Origin of the sequence: Streptomyces sp. NBC_00078, assembly GCF_026343335.1 — a bacterium.
Lineage (GTDB): Bacteria > Actinomycetota > Actinomycetes > Streptomycetales > Streptomycetaceae > Streptomyces.
On record NZ_JAPELX010000001.1, the window covers coordinates 2,361,618 to 2,379,726 of the forward strand.

The 18,109-nt window shown below is 71.8% G+C and carries 16 protein-coding genes; 7 read left to right on the forward strand and 9 right to left on the reverse strand.

The window, feature by feature from the left end; translation table 11 throughout:
- Window positions 1-28 precede the first annotated feature (28 nt).
- Genes OOK07_RS11050 through OOK07_RS11060 form a run of 3 tightly spaced genes read left to right on the forward strand, consistent with a single transcriptional unit; the run spans window position 29 to window position 4,940 of the window.
- A complete protein-coding gene (locus OOK07_RS11050) occupies window positions 29-1,069 on the forward strand; it encodes an AAA family ATPase (protein WP_266679240.1) in 1,041 nt (346 codons plus the stop codon).
- Window positions 1,069-2,442 (forward strand): DUF58 domain-containing protein, encoded by a 1,374-nt coding sequence (locus OOK07_RS11055; protein WP_266679242.1) that lies wholly within the window; start codon window positions 1,069-1,071, stop codon window positions 2,440-2,442. The genes OOK07_RS11050 and OOK07_RS11055 overlap by 1 nt, the downstream gene beginning before the upstream one ends.
- A complete protein-coding gene (locus OOK07_RS11060) occupies window positions 2,439-4,940 on the forward strand; it encodes a transglutaminase TgpA family protein (RefSeq protein WP_266679244.1) in 2,502 nt (833 codons plus the stop codon). Before OOK07_RS11055 ends, OOK07_RS11060 begins: the two co-directional genes overlap by 4 nt.
- 80 nt (window positions 4,941-5,020) lie before the next feature.
- On the opposite strand, the gene OOK07_RS11065 is transcribed toward OOK07_RS11060, so the two are convergent.
- The 3 genes from OOK07_RS11065 to OOK07_RS11075 form a co-directional block, all read right to left on the reverse strand.
- Window positions 5,021-5,413: an SCO2097 family morphological protein gene (locus OOK07_RS11065; RefSeq protein WP_266796161.1), complete on the reverse strand. Its 393-nt coding sequence runs from the start codon at window positions 5,411-5,413 to the stop codon at window positions 5,021-5,023.
- 283 nt (window positions 5,414-5,696) lie between these two features.
- On the reverse strand, window positions 5,697-6,518 hold the full coding sequence (locus OOK07_RS11070) for a methyltransferase (RefSeq protein WP_266679248.1): 822 nt from the start codon (window positions 6,516-6,518) through the stop codon (window positions 5,697-5,699).
- A 228-nt stretch (window positions 6,519-6,746) separates the two neighbouring features.
- Entirely contained in the window at window positions 6,747-7,313 is a 567-nt protein-coding gene (locus OOK07_RS11075; protein WP_266679250.1) for an SAV_6107 family HEPN domain-containing protein, read from the reverse strand.
- Window positions 7,314-7,474: 161 nt separating this feature from the next.
- On the opposite strand from OOK07_RS11075, the gene OOK07_RS11080 reads away from it, so the two are divergent.
- The 4 genes from OOK07_RS11080 to OOK07_RS11095 all read left to right on the forward strand — a co-directional run bounded on the left by OOK07_RS11080 (window position 7,475) and on the right by OOK07_RS11095 (window position 13,049).
- Window positions 7,475-8,266 carry an ATP-binding cassette domain-containing protein gene (locus OOK07_RS11080; protein ID WP_266796162.1) on the forward strand — a complete coding sequence of 264 codons (792 nt, stop codon included), beginning with the start codon at window positions 7,475-7,477 and terminating at the stop codon, window positions 8,264-8,266.
- Window positions 8,238-10,322 carry a YhgE/Pip family protein gene (locus OOK07_RS11085; RefSeq protein WP_266796163.1) on the forward strand — a complete coding sequence of 695 codons (2,085 nt, stop codon included), beginning with the start codon at window positions 8,238-8,240 and terminating at the stop codon, window positions 10,320-10,322. The genes OOK07_RS11080 and OOK07_RS11085 overlap by 29 nt, the downstream gene beginning before the upstream one ends.
- Window positions 10,323-10,369: 47 nt before the next feature.
- Window positions 10,370-10,999, forward strand: a complete 630-nt coding sequence (locus OOK07_RS11090; protein ID WP_266679256.1) for a TetR/AcrR family transcriptional regulator — start codon at window positions 10,370-10,372, stop codon at window positions 10,997-10,999.
- A gap of 541 nt (window positions 11,000-11,540) precedes the next feature.
- Window positions 11,541-13,049 carry a phytoene desaturase family protein gene (locus OOK07_RS11095; RefSeq protein ID WP_266796165.1) on the forward strand — a complete coding sequence of 503 codons (1,509 nt, stop codon included), beginning with the start codon at window positions 11,541-11,543 and terminating at the stop codon, window positions 13,047-13,049.
- Between the two features lie 33 nt (window positions 13,050-13,082).
- On the opposite strand, the gene OOK07_RS11100 is transcribed toward OOK07_RS11095, so the two are convergent.
- The 6 genes from OOK07_RS11100 to OOK07_RS11125 all read right to left on the reverse strand — a co-directional run bounded on the left by OOK07_RS11100 (window position 13,083) and on the right by OOK07_RS11125 (window position 18,094).
- Window positions 13,083-14,066: an SCO2102 family sporulation regulator gene (locus OOK07_RS11100; protein WP_266796167.1), complete on the reverse strand. Its 984-nt coding sequence runs from the start codon at window positions 14,064-14,066 to the stop codon at window positions 13,083-13,085.
- A gap of 56 nt (window positions 14,067-14,122) precedes the next feature.
- The gene (gene metF / locus OOK07_RS11105) at window positions 14,123-15,046 is read right to left on the reverse strand and encodes a methylenetetrahydrofolate reductase [NAD(P)H] (protein ID WP_266679267.1); all 924 of its coding nucleotides are present in this window, start codon (window positions 15,044-15,046) and stop codon (window positions 14,123-14,125) included.
- Window positions 15,047-15,165: 119 nt separating this feature from the next.
- Window positions 15,166-15,822, reverse strand: a complete 657-nt coding sequence (gene thiE / locus OOK07_RS11110; protein ID WP_266796168.1) for a thiamine phosphate synthase — start codon at window positions 15,820-15,822, stop codon at window positions 15,166-15,168.
- A gap of 209 nt (window positions 15,823-16,031) precedes the next feature.
- Window positions 16,032-16,403, reverse strand: coding sequence for an Rv2175c family DNA-binding protein (locus OOK07_RS11115; protein WP_266679271.1), 372 nt, complete (start codon window positions 16,401-16,403; stop codon window positions 16,032-16,034).
- 66 nt (window positions 16,404-16,469) lie between these two features.
- The gene (locus OOK07_RS11120; RefSeq protein WP_266683468.1) at window positions 16,470-17,690 is read right to left on the reverse strand and encodes an NAD(P)/FAD-dependent oxidoreductase; all 1,221 of its coding nucleotides are present in this window, start codon (window positions 17,688-17,690) and stop codon (window positions 16,470-16,472) included.
- Between the two features lie 53 nt (window positions 17,691-17,743).
- Window positions 17,744-18,094 carry an avidin-fold protein gene (locus tag OOK07_RS11125; protein ID WP_266679273.1) on the reverse strand — a complete coding sequence of 117 codons (351 nt, stop codon included), beginning with the start codon at window positions 18,092-18,094 and terminating at the stop codon, window positions 17,744-17,746.
- Between the last annotated feature and the right edge of the window lie 15 nt (window positions 18,095-18,109).

Genomic DNA, 18,109 nt, shown 5'->3' on the forward strand with positions numbered 1-18,109 from the left:
GGAGAAAGAACGGGCCGAGGAGGGCCGGGTGACGACCTATGACGATCGAGCGAGCCTTACAGATCTGACTTCCACTGTGGAGCGGGTCCGCAGTTCGGTGGAAGGAGTGATCGAGGGCAAGCCCGAGGTCGTGCGGCTTTCGCTGACCGTACTGCTCGCCGAGGGACATCTTCTGATCGAGGATGTCCCCGGTGTGGGCAAGACCATGCTGGCCAAGGCGCTGGCCAAGTCCATCGACTGTTCGGTGCGACGAATCCAGTTCACCCCGGACCTGCTGCCCTCGGACATCACAGGGGTGTCCATCTGGGACCAGCAGCGCCGGGACTTCGAGTTCAAGCCGGGCGCGATCTTCGCGCAGATCGTGATCGGCGACGAGATCAACCGCGCCTCGCCGAAGACGCAGTCCGCTCTGCTGGAGTCGATGGAGGAGCGCCAGGTCACCATCGACGGGACGACCTACGAGCTGCCCAGCCCCTTCATGGTGGTGGCCACGCAGAACCCGGTCGAGATGGAGGGCACCTACCCGCTGCCCGAAGCCCAGCGCGACCGCTTCATGGCCCGGGTCTCCATCGGCTACCCCAGCGCGGAGGCCGAGCTGCAGATGCTCGACATCCACGGCGGGGTCAGCCCGCTGGACGACCTGCAGCCGGTGGCGCACGCACACGACATCGTGAAGCTGGTCGAGGCCGTCCGCGGCGTCCACGTCGCCGACGCGGTCCGGCGGTACGCGGTGGACCTGGTCGCCGCCACCCGCAGCCATCCCGACCTCAGACTCGGCGCCTCCCCGCGCGCGACGCTGCATCTGCTGCGCGCGGCGAAGGCGTCCGCCGCCCTGAGCGGGAGGGAGTACGCGCTGCCGGACGACGTGCAGGCACTCGCCGTCGCCGTCCTGTCCCACCGCCTGCTGCCCACCGCCCAGGCCCAGCTCAACCGCCGTTCGGCGGAGCAGGTCGTGCAGGAGATCCTGCAGCGCATCCCGGTGCCCGCCGCTCCCCAGCAGCAGAGCGGCTACGGCACCCTGGGCCACGGCAGTGCCGCATACGGCTCACAACCACCGCGGAGGTTGTGATGACCACCGGGGGGACGGCCCGCCCGGACACCGGCCACAGCGAGAAGGGCGGCGTCCGTACGGCCCTCGCGGGCCTGACCACCCGCGGACGCTCCTTCCTTGCGGCCGGCGTGGCGGCCGCCGTCTGCGCCTACGTCCTGGGACAGAGCGACCTGCTGCGGGTCGGCCTGCTGCTCGCCGTGCTGCCCCTGGTCTGCGCGCTGTTCCTGTACCGCACGCGCTACCGGGTGGCCGGCAGCCGCCGCCTCTCTCCCGCGCGCGTGCCCGCCGGCAGCGAGGCCCGCGTCCATCTGCGGATGGACAACGTCTCGCGGCTGCCCACCGGCCTGCTGATGCTGCAGGACCGGGTGCCGTACGTGCTCGGCCCGCGCCCCCGCTTCGTGCTGGACCGGGTGGAGCCGGGAGGCCGCCGTGAGGTGTCCTACCGGGTCCGCTCCGACCTGCGCGGCCGCTATCCGCTGGGCCCGCTGCAGCTGCGTCTGACCGACCCGTTCGGGATGTGCGAACTGACCCGGTCCTTCTCGACGTACGACGACCTGACGGTGATCCCGCGCGTGGAGGCGCTGCCCCCGGTGCGGCTGACGGGCGAGGCGAAGGGGTACGGCGACGGGCGGCAGCGCTCGCTCGCCCTGGCCGGCGAGGACGACGTGATCCCGCGCGGCTACCGCTACGGCGACGACCTGCGCCGCGTCCACTGGCGCCTGACCGCCCGCTACGGCGAGCTGATGGTACGCCGCGAGGAGCAGCCCCAGCGCTCCCGCTGCACGGTGCTGCTCGACACCCGGGGCATCGCCTTCGAGGGCGCGGGCCCCGACTCGGCCTTCGAGTGGGCCGTGTCGGGCACGGCGTCCGTCCTGGTGCACATGCTGGAACGGGGCTTCTCCGTCCGCCTGTTGACCGACACCGGCACCTCGGTGCCCGGCGAGGGCGCCGACGGGTTCGCGGGCGCGAGCCAGGAGACGGCCGACTCTGCCGGGCTGATGATGGACACCCTCGCGGTGGTCGACCACTCGGACGGCACGGGCCTGTCCCGGGCGTACGACGTACTGCGCCGCGGGAACGAAGGGCTTCTCGTGGCCTTCTTCGGCGATCTGGACGAGGAACAGGCCGCGGTGGCCGCCAAGATGCGGCAGCGCAGCGGAGGCGCGGTCGCCTTCCTGCTGGACACCGGCGGCTGGGTGCGGGAACCGACCGATGTGCCCGGTCCGTTGGACAGGGGCGAGGAGCGGCTGCGGATGCTGCGGGAGGCGGGCTGGACCGCCCTCAGGGTGCCCCGGGGCGCTGCGCTGGCTGGGCTGTGGCGCCAGGCGGACCGTGAGCGCACGGGCCTCGCCGTGGCGGACGGGACGACCGGTGAGGGGGTGGGTTCATGAGCGGGCGCGCACGACTGGCGCTGTGCGCCTGGGCGGCCACGCTGATGACGTCCTTCGCCCTGCTGCCCCTGCTCTCCCCGGCCACGTGGATCCTTCAGGTGGCCGTCATGCTGGGTGTGCAGACGGGCGTGGGCGCGGCGACCCGGCGGGTGCCCCTGGCGCGGCCGCTGACAACGGCCGCACAGGCGCTCGTCACGCTGATGATGCTGACCCTGGTCTTCGCCAGGCAGCAGGCGCTGCTCGGGATCGTCCCGGGTCCTGAGGCCTTCCGTCACTTCGCCGATCTGCTGCGGCAGGGGGGTGACGACATCGCGCGGTATGCGATCCCGGCGCCCCTGGAGTCCGCCGGCATCCGGTTGATGGTCTTCGGCGGAGTCCTGCTGATCGGTCTCGCGGTGGACACGCTCGCGGTGACTTTCCGCAGCGCCGCCCCCGCCGGACTGCCCCTGCTCGCGCTGTACTCCGTCGCCGCGGGGCTGTCCGACGGTGGGACGGACTGGCTGTGGTTCCTGGTCGCGGCGGGCGGCTATCTGATGCTGCTCCTGGCCGAGGGACGGGAACGGCTCTCGCAGTGGGGCCGGGTCTTCGGCGGTGCGGCGCGCTCCCAGGGCGGGGAGCCCGGCGCGGTGGCACCGGTCCGCACCGGGCGGCGCATCGGTGTGGTCGCCCTGGGCGTCGCCCTGGTGGTGCCGGTGGCACTGCCCGCGATGAACGGCGGACTGCTGGACGCGGCGGGGACGGGCGTGGGCTCGGGCAACGGCAGCGGCGGCACCATCTCCGCGGTGAACCCCCTGGTGTCGCTGCGCGACAGTCTGAACGTGGACGAGGACCGCCAGGTCCTGTCCCTGAAGACGAACAGCAACGACCTCTCGAACATGTACCTGAGGATCGTGTCGCTCGACGACTTCGACGGCAGCACCTGGAAACCGTCCAAGCGGCATGTCACCGGCGTACCGGACAAGTTCCCGACCCCGGTCGGCCTCGCCCCGGACGTCAAGCGGGCGGAGATCGAGACCCGGATCTCGGCCGCCGACTGGTACGCCCAGGACTGGCTGCCGATGCCGTACCCGCCCAGTGGCGTGGACGTCGGTGGCAAGTGGCGCTACGAACCTGTGGGCATGACGCTGGTCGGCGACCACGGAGAGACCACGCGCCGCAAGACCTATCTGGTCAAGAGCCTCGATGTGCAGCCGACGGCGCAGCAGCTCGCCGACGCCCCGGCTCCGCCCGCGGCTCTCCAGCGTGACTACACCAGGCTTCCGGACTCGGTGCCCGCGGTGGTGGGCAGGACCGCCCGCACGGTCACCAAGGGCTCGACCAGCCACTACGAGCAGGCGGTCAAGCTCCAGGACTACTTCGCGATGAACGGCGGCTTCCAGTACAGCACCCAGGTGCAGGTCGGCAACGGCCCGCAGGCGATCGCCCGCTTCCTGAAGGACAAGGAGGGCTTCTGCGTCCACTTCTCCTTCGCGATGGCGACGATGGCCCGCAGCCTGGGCATCCCCGCCCGGGTCGCGGTGGGCTTCGCCCCGGGCACGCCGCAGGCGAACGGCTCGGTGTCGGTGGGTCTCAAGGACGCGCACGCCTGGCCCGAGCTGTATTTCGAGGGCGTGGGCTGGACCCGCTTCGAGCCGACCCCGAACCGCGGCGTGGCCCCCTCGTACACGCAGACGGACACGCCGGGCAACAGCCTTCCCGACGTGACGCGGCCCTCGCAGTCGGCGGGCTCGTCCGCCTCCGCGGCGCCGTCCGCGAGCACGAGCTGCTCGGCGCAGCAGAAGAAGCTCGAGGCCTGCGCGGCGGCGCTCCCGCTGGACACCGCCACGCAGGGCGACGACGGCCTCCCCTGGTACAAGATCGCCGGCTGGGCCCTGCTGGGTCTCCTCGCGGTCGCGGTACCGCTGCTGCCCATGCTGTGGCGTCTGCGACGGCGTTCGGTGCGACTGACGTCGGCCCAGCACTCCGCGTCGGGCATGCGGCTGACCCGAGAGGGCCGCACGGCGCGAGGGGCCGACGCGGGTTCCGCCGGCGACGTCGAGGTGACGGCCCTGCAGATCGAGGCCGACGCGCGATACGCCGCCGAGGTCGCCGCGGGCCATGTCCTGGCCGTCTGGCGCGAACTCACCGACACGGCCTGGGACTACGGCATCGCGCCGGACGACGCACTGACCCCGCGGAAGGCGGCCGCGCGCATCGTGCGGCTGGGGCGGCTGGATGCGGCCACCGCCGAGGCGGTGCACCGGGTGGCGAGTGCGGTGGAGCAGGTGCTGTTCGCGCCTGAGCCGCAGCCTGTGCCCGGACTGGCCGACGATGTGCACCGGCTACGGGTGGCGCTGCGGTCGAGCGTCGGCTGGACCACCCGGGTACGGGCGGTCGTGGCGCCCCGGTCGGCCATCCGCGCGGTGTGGGACTTCACGGACCGCTGGACGGTCTTCAAGGCCCGCTGGGCGGACCGCTGGTCGACGCTGGTGCGACGGCCGGGACAGCAGAGCGGCTGACGGCGCCCCGGTCTTCCGGGCGCGCGTGAGGGGGTGACCACCGGGCGGGTGGTCACCCCCTCATCTGCGTCGGGGAGGTGCTAGTGGCCCTGCTCGTCGCGGCGGCGCTGCCAGCGCTGCTCGATGCGGTCCATCATGGAGCGCTTCTGCCGTCCCTGACGGCGCGCGTGCGGGGCACCGGCGGCGGACTGTTCACCCGGCTTGGGGGCCTTGCGCCAGCCGGTCACGGCGAGGACCGCACAGCCGAGCATGACGAGGAAACCCACCACGCTGAGCCAGACCTGCTTGGCGACCATTCCAGCCATGAGGAGCGCGATACCCACGAGAAAGCCGGCGACCGCCTGGTAGACCCGTCGCCGGGTGTACGTACGCAGCCCGCTTCCCTCAAGCGCTGTCGCGAACTTGGGATCTTCGGCGTACAGCGCTCGCTCCATCTGCTCGAGCATGCGCTGCTCGTGCTCCGAGAGCGGCACGGAGTCCTCCTCATCGTGCAGTCGCCGGGGCGACCCGGGGGGTCCCTTCAGGATAGGCAGGGAATCGCCCCCGTGAAACCCGCCCCTCTGCGCCAATTGGCCAACCGGAATCCGCCATGGGCGTCTCGGCTCGCTGAAGCTTGCATTCCCCAGCGGCCGACCCGTCATGCCGGGTGGTCTCCCTCGATCATACGGCGCTGAGCGTCCGATCGGGGGGCCTGTGGCCTACTCCATGTGCGGCCAAGTCCCTGATCAGCGGTGCGCCGCGGGAGGCGGCTCAGGCCTATGAGGCCCCTTGCGTCTCACCGAGCACGTGGAGCTGGGTGGCGACCGAGTGGAAGGCGGGGAGCTCGGCCGCCGCCTCCTCCAGCTTCAGCAGCGCCTCCAGGGCGCCCGGCTCGGTGTCCACGAGGACGCCCGGGACGAGGTCGGCGAAGACCCGTACGCCGTGCACGGCACCGACCCTGAGGCCCGCGCCCTCGGCCAGGGAGGTGAGCTGCGCGGCGGTGAAGCGGCGCGGCACGGGGTCGCCATCGCCCCAGCGGCCGTTCGGGTCTTCGAGGGCCTGCTTGGCCTCCTTGAAGTGGCCGGCGAGGGCGCGCGCGAGCACGGCGCCGCCGAGCCCCGCGGCGAGCAGGCTGAGCACTCCCTCGGACCGCAGGGCGGCCACGACGTTGCGCACGCCTTCGGCCGGGTCGTCGACGTACTCCAGGACGCCGTGGCACAGCACCACGTCGTAGCCGCCGCGCTCGACCACGTCGAAGAGGCCGTGGGCGTCGCCCTGGACGCCCTTCACCCGGTCCGAGACGCCGGCCTCGGCGGTGCGGCGCTCCAGAGCGAACAGCGCGTTGGGGCTGGGGTCGACGACGGTGACCCGGTGGCCGAGACGGGCTACGGGCACCGCGAACTTGCCGCTGCCGCCCCCGGTGTCGAGGACGTCCAGCGACTCCCGGCCCGTGGCCTTCACCCGGCGTTCGAGGGCCTCCTGCAGGACCTCCCAGACCACGGCGGTACGGAGGGAGGCGCGGGGGCGAGGGGGGTCGGTGCGTGACGACGTCGTCTGGGGGTGGTGGTGGGAGACGGGCGGGCGCATCGGGTCCGACACGGCAGTTGACTCCTCGGCGCGGCACCGCCCCTTGCACGGCGGAGCGAACGGAGTGCCTTCCCCGCCGGGATGCGGGAGGGAAGGCTTCAGGCGCCTTCCACCCTATTGCCTCCGGTGCCCTGCCTGGTCACCGCGGTGGCGTGCCCCACCCGACGTCTCGCACGGCGGACGGGGTCATCCCGTGTTCGGCCAGCGACGGGCCATCCCGTGTTGGGTCGGCGGACGGGGTCATCCCGTGTTCGGTAAGTCACGGTCACTCTCCACCTCGCTCTGCGGATGGTCGGCGTCCTGGCGCGGCTGCGGGAGGACCGGCTGGAGGACGAGCATCCGCTCGACGAGGCGCAGGAACATCGCGACGTCGCGTATCAGGTCGTCGGCGTCCCGGCGGCCGGCCGCACCCGGGATGCCCGCCTCGGCCCGGGCGCGGCGCCGGGCACCGGAGGCGAACAGCGCGCTCCACTCGGTCAGTTCGGGCGCGATTTCGGGGAGCACTTCCCAAGCGCTCCGGATGCGGGCCCGGCGTCGGGAGGACGGCTCGGGGCGCCCTCGCGCGGCGAGTACGGCGGCGGCCGTGCGCAGGGCGGCGAGGTGGGCGGTGGCATAGCGCTCGTTCGGCGTTTCGAGGGCGGCTGCCTCGTCCAGTCCGGCGCGGGCCTGGGCCAGCAGGTCGAGGGCGGCCGGCGGGGCCGTGGTCCGGCGGAGCACCGGGTGGACGTCGCTCGCCGGGCCGGTCAGTGAGGGGGCAGGACCGGTGGCACGGCGCCGGCGGGCGGCTGCTGCGTGATAGCTGGCCATGACGAACCTCCTGTCGTCTGCGTGACGGCATGCCCCGATACGGGCCGCCGTATGTGCCCATCGTGCGGTATGCCACTGACAATCCGTTCTGACCTGGGCTTTTGCTTCGATCGAAAGTTCGCGTTAGTTTTTGCACTGACCAGTCAGTTCAATTCAGGGGAATGGGGGGAACCGTGCCCGGAATCGCTGTCACGGCCCGCGGCCTCGGACTCAGGGGCCCTCGCGGCTGGGCCTTCCGCGACGTCACGTTCGACGCGGAGCCCGGCTCGCTGATCGCGATCGAGGGACCCTCCGGGTCCGGCCGCACCTGCCTGCTGCTCGCGCTCACGGGACGGATGAAGACCACCGAGGGCGCGGCAGGGGTGGGCGAGTGGAAGCTGCCCAAGCAGATGGCGGCCGTGCGCCGGGTCAGTGGGCTCGCGCACGTCGGCTCGGTCACCGATCTCGACCCCGCGCTGACCGTGGGCGAGCACCTGCACGAACGGGCGCTGCTGCAGCGGCGGTTCGGGGACTCGCTGCGTGGGCTGCTGCGGCCGCGTGCGGAGCGCGTCGCCGAGGCCGGGCTGCGGATCGACACCGCGCTGGCCGCCGCCGGACTGGACCGGGAGGCGCTGCCCAAGGGCTCCCGGACGGCCGTACGCGATCTCGAGCGGCTGGAGGCGCTGCGGCTGTCCCTGGCGCTCGCCCTGCTCGGGCGCCCTCGGCTGCTCGGTGTCGACGACACGGACCTCAAGCTCTCGGAGGCCGAACGGGGCGAGGTCTGGGCGCTGTTGAGGTCGATCGCCGAGTCCGGGACGACCGTCGTGGCGGTCTGCAGCGAGGCTCCGGACGACACCGTCGCCGTAGCCACCGGGGACGTCGCGGCCACCAAGGAAGTCGCTGCCGTTCAGGACGTCGTAGCCACCGAGGGAAAGGAGAGGGCCGATGCGCTCGCCGAAACTGGCCGCTCTTGAGCTGAGGCGCTTCGGCAGGGGCAGGCTGCCGCGCGCCGCCATGGTGGCGCTCCTGGTGCTGCCGCTGCTGTACGGAGCCCTGTACCTGTGGTCCTTCTGGGACCCGTACGGCCGTCTGGACCGCATCCCGGTGGCGCTCGTCAACGACGACAAGGGGGCGACGGCCGACGGGAAGAGGATCGCGGCGGGCGACACCCTCACCGAAGGGCTGCGCGACAGCGACGTCTTCGACTGGCACGAGGTGAGTTCCGACGAGGCACGCGCGGGCGTGGAGGACGGCACGTACTACCTGTCGCTGACCATGCCGGCCGACCTCAGCGAGCGAATCGCGTCCAGCGCGGGCGACTCGCCACAGACGGGCGCACTCCAGGTGCGTACGAACGACGCGAACAACTACATCGTCGGGCAGATCTCGCGGACGGTGTTCAGCGAGGTGCGCCAGGCCGCGTCCACGAAGGCGTCACGGTCCTTCCTGGACAAGATCTTCATCTCGTTCTCCGACATCCACGGCGCGACGGTGAAGGCGGCGAACGGCGCCGACAAGCTGAGCGGCGGCATCGGGAAGGCGGAGAAGGGGTCGAAGGACCTCGCCGACGGGCTGAAGGACGCCAAGGACGGCAGCGGCAGGCTCTCCAAGGGCGTGCGGAAGCTCGACACGGGCGCCGGCGACCTGGAGGACGGCTCGAAGCAGGTCGCGGCGGGCACCCAGACGCTCGCCGACACGGTCAACGGGATCGACACGAAGGTGGGTCCGTTCCTGAAGGGCAACGAGAAGACCATCGGGGACACCGCCCAGTTGGTCGCCGACTCCTCCAAGGCGATCCGCCACAACCTCGGCACCCTGGTCAAGACGGCCCCGGTCGCCGCCAAGAGCGCCCGTGCGGCCTCCGACACGCTGGACGACGTCTACAAGGTGCGCTGCGAGAACCCGGTACTGCCGGACGCGGCCTGCTCCGACCTGAAGAAGGCGAAGGAGGCTGCCGACGACGTGTCGACGATCGCCGACGACCTGAACACGCTGATCGGCGACCAGGACGGCGACCTGAAGAAGCTCGACAAGAACCTGGCCACCCTCCAGACGCAGGCCCAGGCTCTCGCCGACCGCGCGCCGCACCTCTCCGAGGACCTCGACGACGCCGTCTCCAAGGTCAACAAGCTGAACGAGGGCGCCGTGAAGGTCGCCGCGGGCGCCAAGAAGCTGCACAAGGGGCTCGGCACGGCCAAGAGCGGTGCCGGAGACCTGGACGAGGGCCTCGGCAAGCTGAAGACCGGCGCCCAGACCCTCAACGGCGGCATGTACAAGCTCGTCGACGGCTCGGGGAAGCTCGCGGGCGGGCTGCATGACGGCGCAGGGCAGATCCCCGACTACGACAAGCAGGACCGCGACAGGCGCACCCAGGTGATGGCGGACCCGGTCGGGCTCGTCTCCAAGGACCTGCACAAGGCGCCCAACTACGGCACCGGGTTCGCCCCGTACTTCATCCCGCTGTCCCTGTGGGTGGGCGCGATGGTGGCGTACATGCTGATCCCGCCGATGAACCGGCGCGCGCTCGCCACGGGCGCCCCGGCGTGGCGGATCGCGCTGGCGGGCTGGCTCCCGGTGGTCGCGATCGGCGTACTGCAGACCGTGTCCCTGATGTCGGTGCTGCACTGGGCGATCGGCCTGCAACTGGACCGGGCGGCCGGCACCGTCGGCTTCCTGTTCCTGGTGACGGCGTGCTTCGGGGCGATCGTGCAGTGGCTGAACGCGCGCTTCGGGGCTGCGGGCCGGATCCTCGTCCTCGCCCTGTTGATGCTCCAGTTGACCTCCGCGGGCGGCACGTACCCCGTGGAGACCAGTCCGGGCTTCTTCAACGCGATCCACCCCTTCCTGCCGATGAGCTACGTCGTTGAGGCCCTCAGGAGGCTCATCACGGGCGGCGGCATGGGACCGGTGTGGCACGCGTGCGTGGTGCTCTCGGCGTTCACCGCGGGTGCCCTCGCACTGACCGCGGTGTCGGCCCGCCGCCGGCAGGTGTGGACGCTGGACCGGCTGCACCCGGAGCTGACCCTGTGAGCCCTGCGGTGACGTCCGGAGGTACGGCTCCTGTGACAATCAGGACCATGGAACGCAGCAGTGCCACGTCGGGCGGCAGCACCCGCCGCGAGGCCACCCGGCAGAAGCTCTACGAGGCGGCCGTCACGCTCATCGCCGAGCAGGGCTTCTCCGCCACCACGGTGGACGAGATCGCCGAGCGTGCCGGGGTCGCGAAGGGCACGGTCTACTACAACTTCGCGAGCAAGTCCGTCCTCTTCGAGGAGCTGCTGCGGCACGGCGTCGGGCTCCTCACCGCCTCCCTGCGGGAGGCGGCCGAGCGGACGGCCAGGGACGGCGGCAGCAAGGTGGACGCCCTGGACGCGATGATCCGGGCCGGTCTCGTCTTCATCGACCGCTATCCGGCCTTCACCCAGCTGTACGTGGCCGAGATGTGGCGCACCAACAGGGCCTGGCAGTCCACGCTGATGGTGGTCCGGCAGCAGGCGGTCGCGGTCGTGGAGGACGTGCTGCGCGAGGGCGTGGCGAACGGCGAGTTCAGCGACGAGATCGATGTGTCACTGACCGCGTCGGCGCTGGTCGGCATGGTCCTGGTCGCCGCCCTGGACTGGCAGTCCTTCCAGCCGGAGCGCTCCCTCGACGATGTCCACGCGGCGCTGTCCCGGCTGCTCCAGGGGCGCGTGAGCGGCCAGGGCTGAGCGCACACGAAAGCGCCGGTCCGATGTGGCCGCGTCCCCCGCGGGCCACCTCGAACCGGCGCCGTCCCGTACTCCCCCGTTTTCTCTTCCCCCGTTGGGACCCCCGTTTCGGTCGGTTCCCCCGGGTTCCCCCGTGCCTCGCTCCCGCCGACCTCGGTCGGCGGAAGGAGCGGATCCGGGGCCGCTCCGTTCCGGCGCCCCGTGTCGCCGGTGCCGGAGCCGCGCCCCTTTCCGTGTCTCCACTCTCTCGTTCACGCAGGTCGGGCCCATCCGCGCGCGTACTCATCTCACTCACTAGGTACGCATACTCAGTGCTGCGCACTCACCCCCAGGGCGCTCCGTTGCCGACTGGTCCCGATCGCCTCCGTGTCCGTACTCCCCCTGACTCCCCTCGGCCGATCTTCCCGGTCTCCCGGATCCGGGGGTTCCCGCGCCGCGGGGCCCAGCGACGGGCGGAACGCGGACTCGCCGCGCGGGCCGGACGCCGGCCGGCGGACCACGCGTGCCGTGGCTGTCAGTGGCGGTCGGTAAGGTCGCGGGCATGGGACGGATTGCGGTGATCGGCGCCGGGATGGGCGCGATGGCGGCCGCCGCCCGGCTGGCCGTCGCGGGCCACCGGGTCGCGGTGTACGAGCGTGCTCAGACGTACGGCGGGGCGGTTTGCCGCTTCGAGCGGGACGGGTTCGGCTTCGACGCCGGTCCGGGGCTGCTCACACTGCCCGCTGTCTGGCGCGATCTGTTCGTCAAGACCGGCAAGGAGCCGCTGGAGGCGTGCGTCGAGCTGGTCCAGGTCGATCCGTCCTCACGGCACGTCTTCGCGGACGGCACGGAGGTGTCCCTGCCGAACGCCTCGCGCGCCGGCGCGGTCGCGGCCCTGGACGAGGCCCTCGGAGCGGGCGCGGGCGGGCGCTGGGGCGACTTCCTGGTGCGGGCCCGTGAGGCCTGGGACCGCACCCGCCGGCCCCTGCTGGAGGAGCCCCTGTGGCCCAACTGGTCGGTGCTGGCCGAGCGCGAGCCGTACCCGGCGGTCCCGCACAAGCGGCTGCTGCGCACCCGGCGCGCCACCACGCTCGCCGAGGTCGGTGCCTGGGAGCTGCGCGATCCCCGGCTCACGGCCCTGCTGGAGAGCTACGCCCTCTCGTACGGCCTCGATCCGCGGTCAGCTCCGGCGAGCGCGGCCGTGCTGCCGTACATGGAGCACGCCTTCGGGAGCTGGTATGTCCGCGGCGGCGTAAGGGAGTTGGCGCGCGCGGTGTACGAGCGGTGCGTGGCCCGCAGGGTCGAGTTCCACTTCGGCGCCGAGGTGACCGCGGTGCTGGAGAAGGACGGACGCGCGGCGGGGGTGGAGCTGTCCGGGGGCACCTCCCTGGTGGAGGCCGACCATGTGGTGGCCGGCGTGCATCCCGTACGTCTGCGGGGGCTGACGGAGCGTCTGCTCGACGAGGAGGGCGATGTACGGCCCGACGCGGCCCCCCGCCCCGGACGGTTCACCGTGCTGCTGGCGCTGCGCGGCCCGCGGGAGGCCGGGGCGGTTCATCACACGGTCGTGCACGCGCCCGACCGTGCGGCCGAACTGGACTCGCTGGGTTCCGGCGCGGCCGAGCCCGTCCGGCCCACGGTGACCGTGCTGCGGCCGGACGACCCGGCGCTGAGACCGGACGACGGGCACGAGTCCGTGGTCCTGTCCGCGGTGGTGGCGACGGGGTCCGACCGGCATCCGCCGGAGCGGGACGAACGCCTCGCCCACGCTCTCGTCGCAGCGGCCGGGGCCGCGATACCGGGGCTGCGTGAGCGGATCATGTGGCGCGAGGTGCGGCCGCCGGAACACCGTGAGAAGGAGGCAGGCGCCGGGTTCGGTGGTCTGTCCGCTCCTTCGCTCGCCGCGGGGAGCGGGCGCTTCCTGCACCCGGCCAACACCACCCGGTTCCCGGGTCTGTACCGGGTCGGCGGGTGGTCCCACCCCGGCGGCGGTCTCGCGCATGCCGGCATGTCGGGCGCGCTGGTGGCCGGACTGATCGTGGAGGGGCCGGAGTTCAGGGGTTCCCAGTGAGCACCCCGCGCTGAGGGACCCGCTGAGGGGCTCTCAGAAGCGGTACTGCTCGTCGTACCCGTTCCCCTGCGCCTGCCCCTGCGCCTGTCCCTGACCGTTGTCGTCCTGGTAGGGGTACGGCTGCTCCTGCGGGAGCTCGCCGCCGTAGGTCTCGTCGGTGCGCTGCTGCGGGACCCACACGCCGCCGGCCGGGGTCTCGCCGCCGTAGGTGCCGGTGGCGTACTGGTCCTGTCCGTAGCCCTGTTGCGCGTACTGACCGTAGGTGGCGTCGTAGCCGCCGCCGTAGGTCTGGGTGCCGATGTACGGGTCGGAGTAGGCGGCGTACTGCTGCTGGCCGGTGGTGTCGTAGCCGTACTGCTGCTGGTCGTACCCGGAGTAGTCGTACGCGTAGGCCTGATCGCTGCCCTGGGCCGCCGTCGCGTACTGGTCCTGGGCCTGGCCGGCGTTCGCGTAGGAGGGGTCGCCGGCCGCGGTGTACGCGTTGTCGTTGTATATGCCGTACGAGCCGGTGTCGTCGGGCAGGGGCTGCGGTTCGTACACCGCGGTGGACTCGGCGGCCGTGGGCTCGGCAGCGGAGCGGGCGGGGGTGAAGACGTCGTCGCGGTCGTACTCGTCGTCCTTGTACGACACGCTCTCGCGGTTGTAGGCGGCCGCCTGGTCGCCGTATCCGCTCTCATCCGGCTCGAGGTCGGAGACCTCCAGGGTCGGGTCCTGACGGTCCGCCGTGCCACGCCTGCGCTTGGTGCCGGCGCCGTCCTCGTCGGGGCGCTTTACCGCCCAGCCCGAGGAGAAGCCACGGCGGAACGACAGCGTGACGTATGTCTGGCCGACCGCGAACGCGGCCGCGCCAAGGCCGATGACGATCACCTGCGAGATCAGCACCCCGGCCACGACGCACAGGAAGCCGGCGAAGGCGAGCAGTCGCCAGCGCAGCCGTGCCTTGTACTGCAGCAGCACCTCACCCAGCAGCCACAGCGCGACGATTCCGAACGCGATGTAGAGGACCGTATAGCCCATGTACGCCCCTCTCCCAGTCGCCGCTACGCAGTGTGTCGTATACCCGTGCGGCCGGTCTAGGCCCGCGGCGGATGGTGCAGGCCCAGGTTCTCGTAGATTTCCAGCGTCGCCGTGGAGTTGTTGAGCGTGATGAAGTGCAGTCCGGGCACGCCCTCGGCCAGCAGCCGCGCGCAGAACTCCGTGGCGAATTCGATGCCAATGGAGCGTACAGCGGTCGGATCGTCTTTTGCTGTGAGGATTCGCTCTTTCAGGGCGGACGGGATGTGAGCGTTGCTGAGCCGGGGTAGCCGCTCCAGCATCTTCACGCTGGTCACCGGCATGACCTCTGGGATGACGGGGGTCTCGCAGCCCGCCGCGGAGACCCGGTCGCGCAGCCGCAGATAGGACTCCGGCTGGAAGAACATCTGCGTGATGGCGTAGTCGGCGCCGGCCCGGCACTTGTCCACGAACCGGGCGACGTCCGCGTCCCAGCCCTCTGAGCGCGGATGCATCTCCGGGAAGGCCGCGACACCTACGCAGAAGTCGCCCGACTCCTTGATGAGCTGGACGAGTTCGGCGGCGTAGCTGAGGCCCGTCGGGTGCGGCACCCAGTCGCCCATGGGGTCGCCGGGCGGGTCGCCGCGCACGGCGAGCATGTTGCGGATCCCGGCGTCGGCGTACTGGCCGATGATGTTGCGCAGTTCGGCGACCGAGTGGTTGACCGCGGTGAGGTGGGCCACCGGGGTGAGCGTGGTGTCGACGACGATCTGCTGGGTCTCCCTGACCGTGGTCGCACGCGTGGAACCGCCCGCTCCGTAGGTGACGGAGACGAAGTCGGGGGCCACCGCCTCGACCCTGCGGAGCGCGTTCCACAGGCTCTTCTCGCCCTTGGGGGTCTTCGGCGCCGTGAACTCGAACGAGTAGGTCGTTTTGCCGCTCGCGAGCATGTCGCTCACGGTGCGTGCGCGATCAGTCCGGGTGGATGCGGTTCCGAGGGCCATACTCGCAGGTTAACCAGGGGTGGGCGGTCCCCCAACCGAGCGCCGGAAATTTGCCCGTTTTGTCGACTTGTTGTCCACCCCTTGGACAACCTGCCCGCTCAGGGATTCCGCCTGCCCGCTCAGGGATTCCGCAGCCGCTTCGCGAAGTCGGCCGCCGCCGCTCCGGGGTCGTCCGCCCCGGTGATCGCGCGGACGACCACCACCCGGCGGGCGCCGGCCGCGAGCACCTCGTCGAGGTTGCCGAGATCGATGCCGCCGATGGCGAACCAGGGGCGGTCGGTGCCGAGGGAGGCGGTGTACCGGACCAGGCCGAGGCCGGGAGCGTGCCGGCCGGGCTTGGTGGGCGTCGGCCAGCAGGGGCCGGTGCAGAAGTAGTCGACGCCCTCCTGGACGGCGGCGGCCGCCGCTTCCGCCTCCGCGTGCGTCGAGCGGCCGATGAGGACGCCGTCGCCGAGGATCGCGCGGGCCGCGGGAACCGGGAGGTCGCCCTGGCCCAGGTGGAGTACGCCTGCGCCGGCGGCGTGCGCGATGTCCGCGCGGTCGTTGACCGCCAGCAGCTTGTCGTGACGGGCGCAGGCGTCGGCGAGGACCTCCAGGTGCTCCAGCTCCTCGGCCGCCTCCATGCCCTTGTCGCGCAGCTGCACGATGTCGACACCACCGGCCAGGACGGCGTCCAGGAACTCGGGCAGGTCGCCCTGGCGCCTGCGGGCGTCGGTGCACAGGTAGACGCGGGCGTCGGCGAGCCGGGCGCGTGCGGTGACGGCGGTGTCGGGCATACGAGGGTCCCCCCGGTGTCGTTCCGTGTCGGCGGCGTACGGGCTCGGAGACGGCCGTGGCCGTCGGCCCCTGCGGACCTTGTCGAACCTGCGGGCCTGCGAGCCTGCGGGTCCGCGGCCTGGGGGCCGCAGTGAACCGCGGGCCCAGGCCGTGGCCGGCCCCGGCCCCGGCCCGTACGCCGGACGGTGTTCGGATCAGCCTGTTCGGATCAGACGGCGAGCGCCTGGGCCCGGCGCTTCACCTCCGTGCCTCGATTCTCGCTCAGAGCCTGCGCGGGGGTGCCGGGCAGGCTCTCGTCGGGGGTGAAGAGCCATTCGAGCATCTCTTCGTCGGTGAAGCCGTCGTCCCGCAGGAGCGTCAGAGTGCCGGCCAGGCCCTTGACGACCTTCTGCTCGACCCCGTCGATGAAGGCGGCGGGGACGTGCAGCGCACGGTTCTCACCACGGCGTACGGCGATGACTTGGCCGTCCTTGACCAGCTGTCGCACGCGCGTCACCTCGACATCGAGCATCTCTGCGATGTCGGGCAGGGTGAGCCAGGCGGGGATGAGAGCATCGGTCTTTGCGTCAATCTCGGTCACGGAATCAAGCCTGCCATCCCGCACTGACAGCCGGAAGCCAGGAGCGTCCGACCTGTGGCTTTTGCACTAGATCGCGGCGGCTTTCAATGGCTTCGCCGGATCCGCGAGCAGCTCCGGGTCCATCGGCGTTCCCGCCTCGATCAGCCGTCTGCCCTGCGCCAGGTCCCGCGGCCTGCCCACCGCCAGCAGGGCGGCCAGCCGGTTCTCGCGCAACCAGCAGACGGACCAGGCGGGTCCCGACGGGTCGCCGCGCCACAGGGTCGTGTCGGCGGACGTGTGGTGGCCGGCGTACTGGACGAAGCGGCCGAACTGCTCGGACCAGAAGTACGGGACCGGGTCGTAGACCGCCAGGGGTTCGTCGGTGGCCTCGCCGACGATGTTCGCCGCCACCGTGCGCGGCCCCTGGAGGGCATTGTCCCAGTGGTGGACCAGCAGGCGCTCGCCATATCTCCCCGAAGGGAAGGACGCGCAGTCTCCGACGGCGTAGACGTCCGGTGCGGACGTGCGCAGGTGGGTGTCGGCCACGACCTCGCGGTGCGCGCCGAGTTCGATGCCGGAGCCGGTCAGCCAGGCCGTGGCGGGGCGCGCGCCGATGCCGACCACGACCGCGCCCGCGGGCAGCCGCGTGCCGTCGTCCAGGACGACCGCTCCGGGCTCGACGCGCTGCACGCGCGCGTGCGTACGCAGCACGGCGCCGGCATCGGCGTACCAGGCCGCCATCGGTGCGGCCACCTCGGCCGGCAGCGCTCCCGCGAGCGGCCGGTCCGCGGCCTCGACGACGGTCACCGCGCAGCCGGACTCGCGCGCGGCGGTGGCGAACTCGGCGCCGATCCAGCCCGCGCCGACGACCACGATGTCGTGCTGCCGCGCGAGCACGGGCCGCAGTCGCTCGGCGTCGTCCAGGGTGCGCAGCAGATGCACGCCGGGCACGCCCTCCGTGCCCGGCAGGGTGATCGGCTCGGCGCCGGTGGCGAGGACCAGGACCTCGTACGGGACAGGCCCGGCCTCGGTGTCCAGTTCGTGCTCGCCGGGACGCACGCCGAGCACCTCGCGGCCCAGTTGCAGTTCGATGCCGAGCGCCTCGAAGTCGACGTCGAAGGCGGAGCCCTCGGACTTGCCGAGCAGGACGGCCTTGGACAGCGGCGGCCGGTCGTACGGCTGGTGGGGCTCGGCGCCGATCAGTGTGACGGTGCCGTCGAAGCCCTTTTCGCGCAGGGCGACGGCGGTCTGCACGCCGGCCATCCCCGCGCCGACGACGACCACGCGCCGCGCCGGTGACGTGCTCATTTCCCGCCTCTGCTCGCTCACCTGATCACCATAGACAACTGACAATTCGTCAGTCAGCGGTCGTGCTCAGTGACCTGCTCCACAACACTTGTCCCGCTGCCCGGCTGCGACTCCCACTCCCAGGTCTCCTCCAGCCGCACCCGCCGGTCCGGCAGTTCCACCACCGTCGACACGCAGTGCCCCGAGGACGTCGTCCCGTCGTGCTTGAGCTGGACGTAGCGGAAGTCCAGCCGGTCCCCCGTCCGGGTACCCACCAGATGCCCGCGTACGACGTCACCGCCCGCGTACTCGGCCCAGATCGCCCCGTCCTTCTCGTGGTACGTGAACCGGGTACGGGTACCCACCTGACCTGGGGCCTGGTCGGCGACGGGCGCGAGAACGAGGCCGTCGAGCGAGCGGGGCATGGCAGAGGGCTCCTT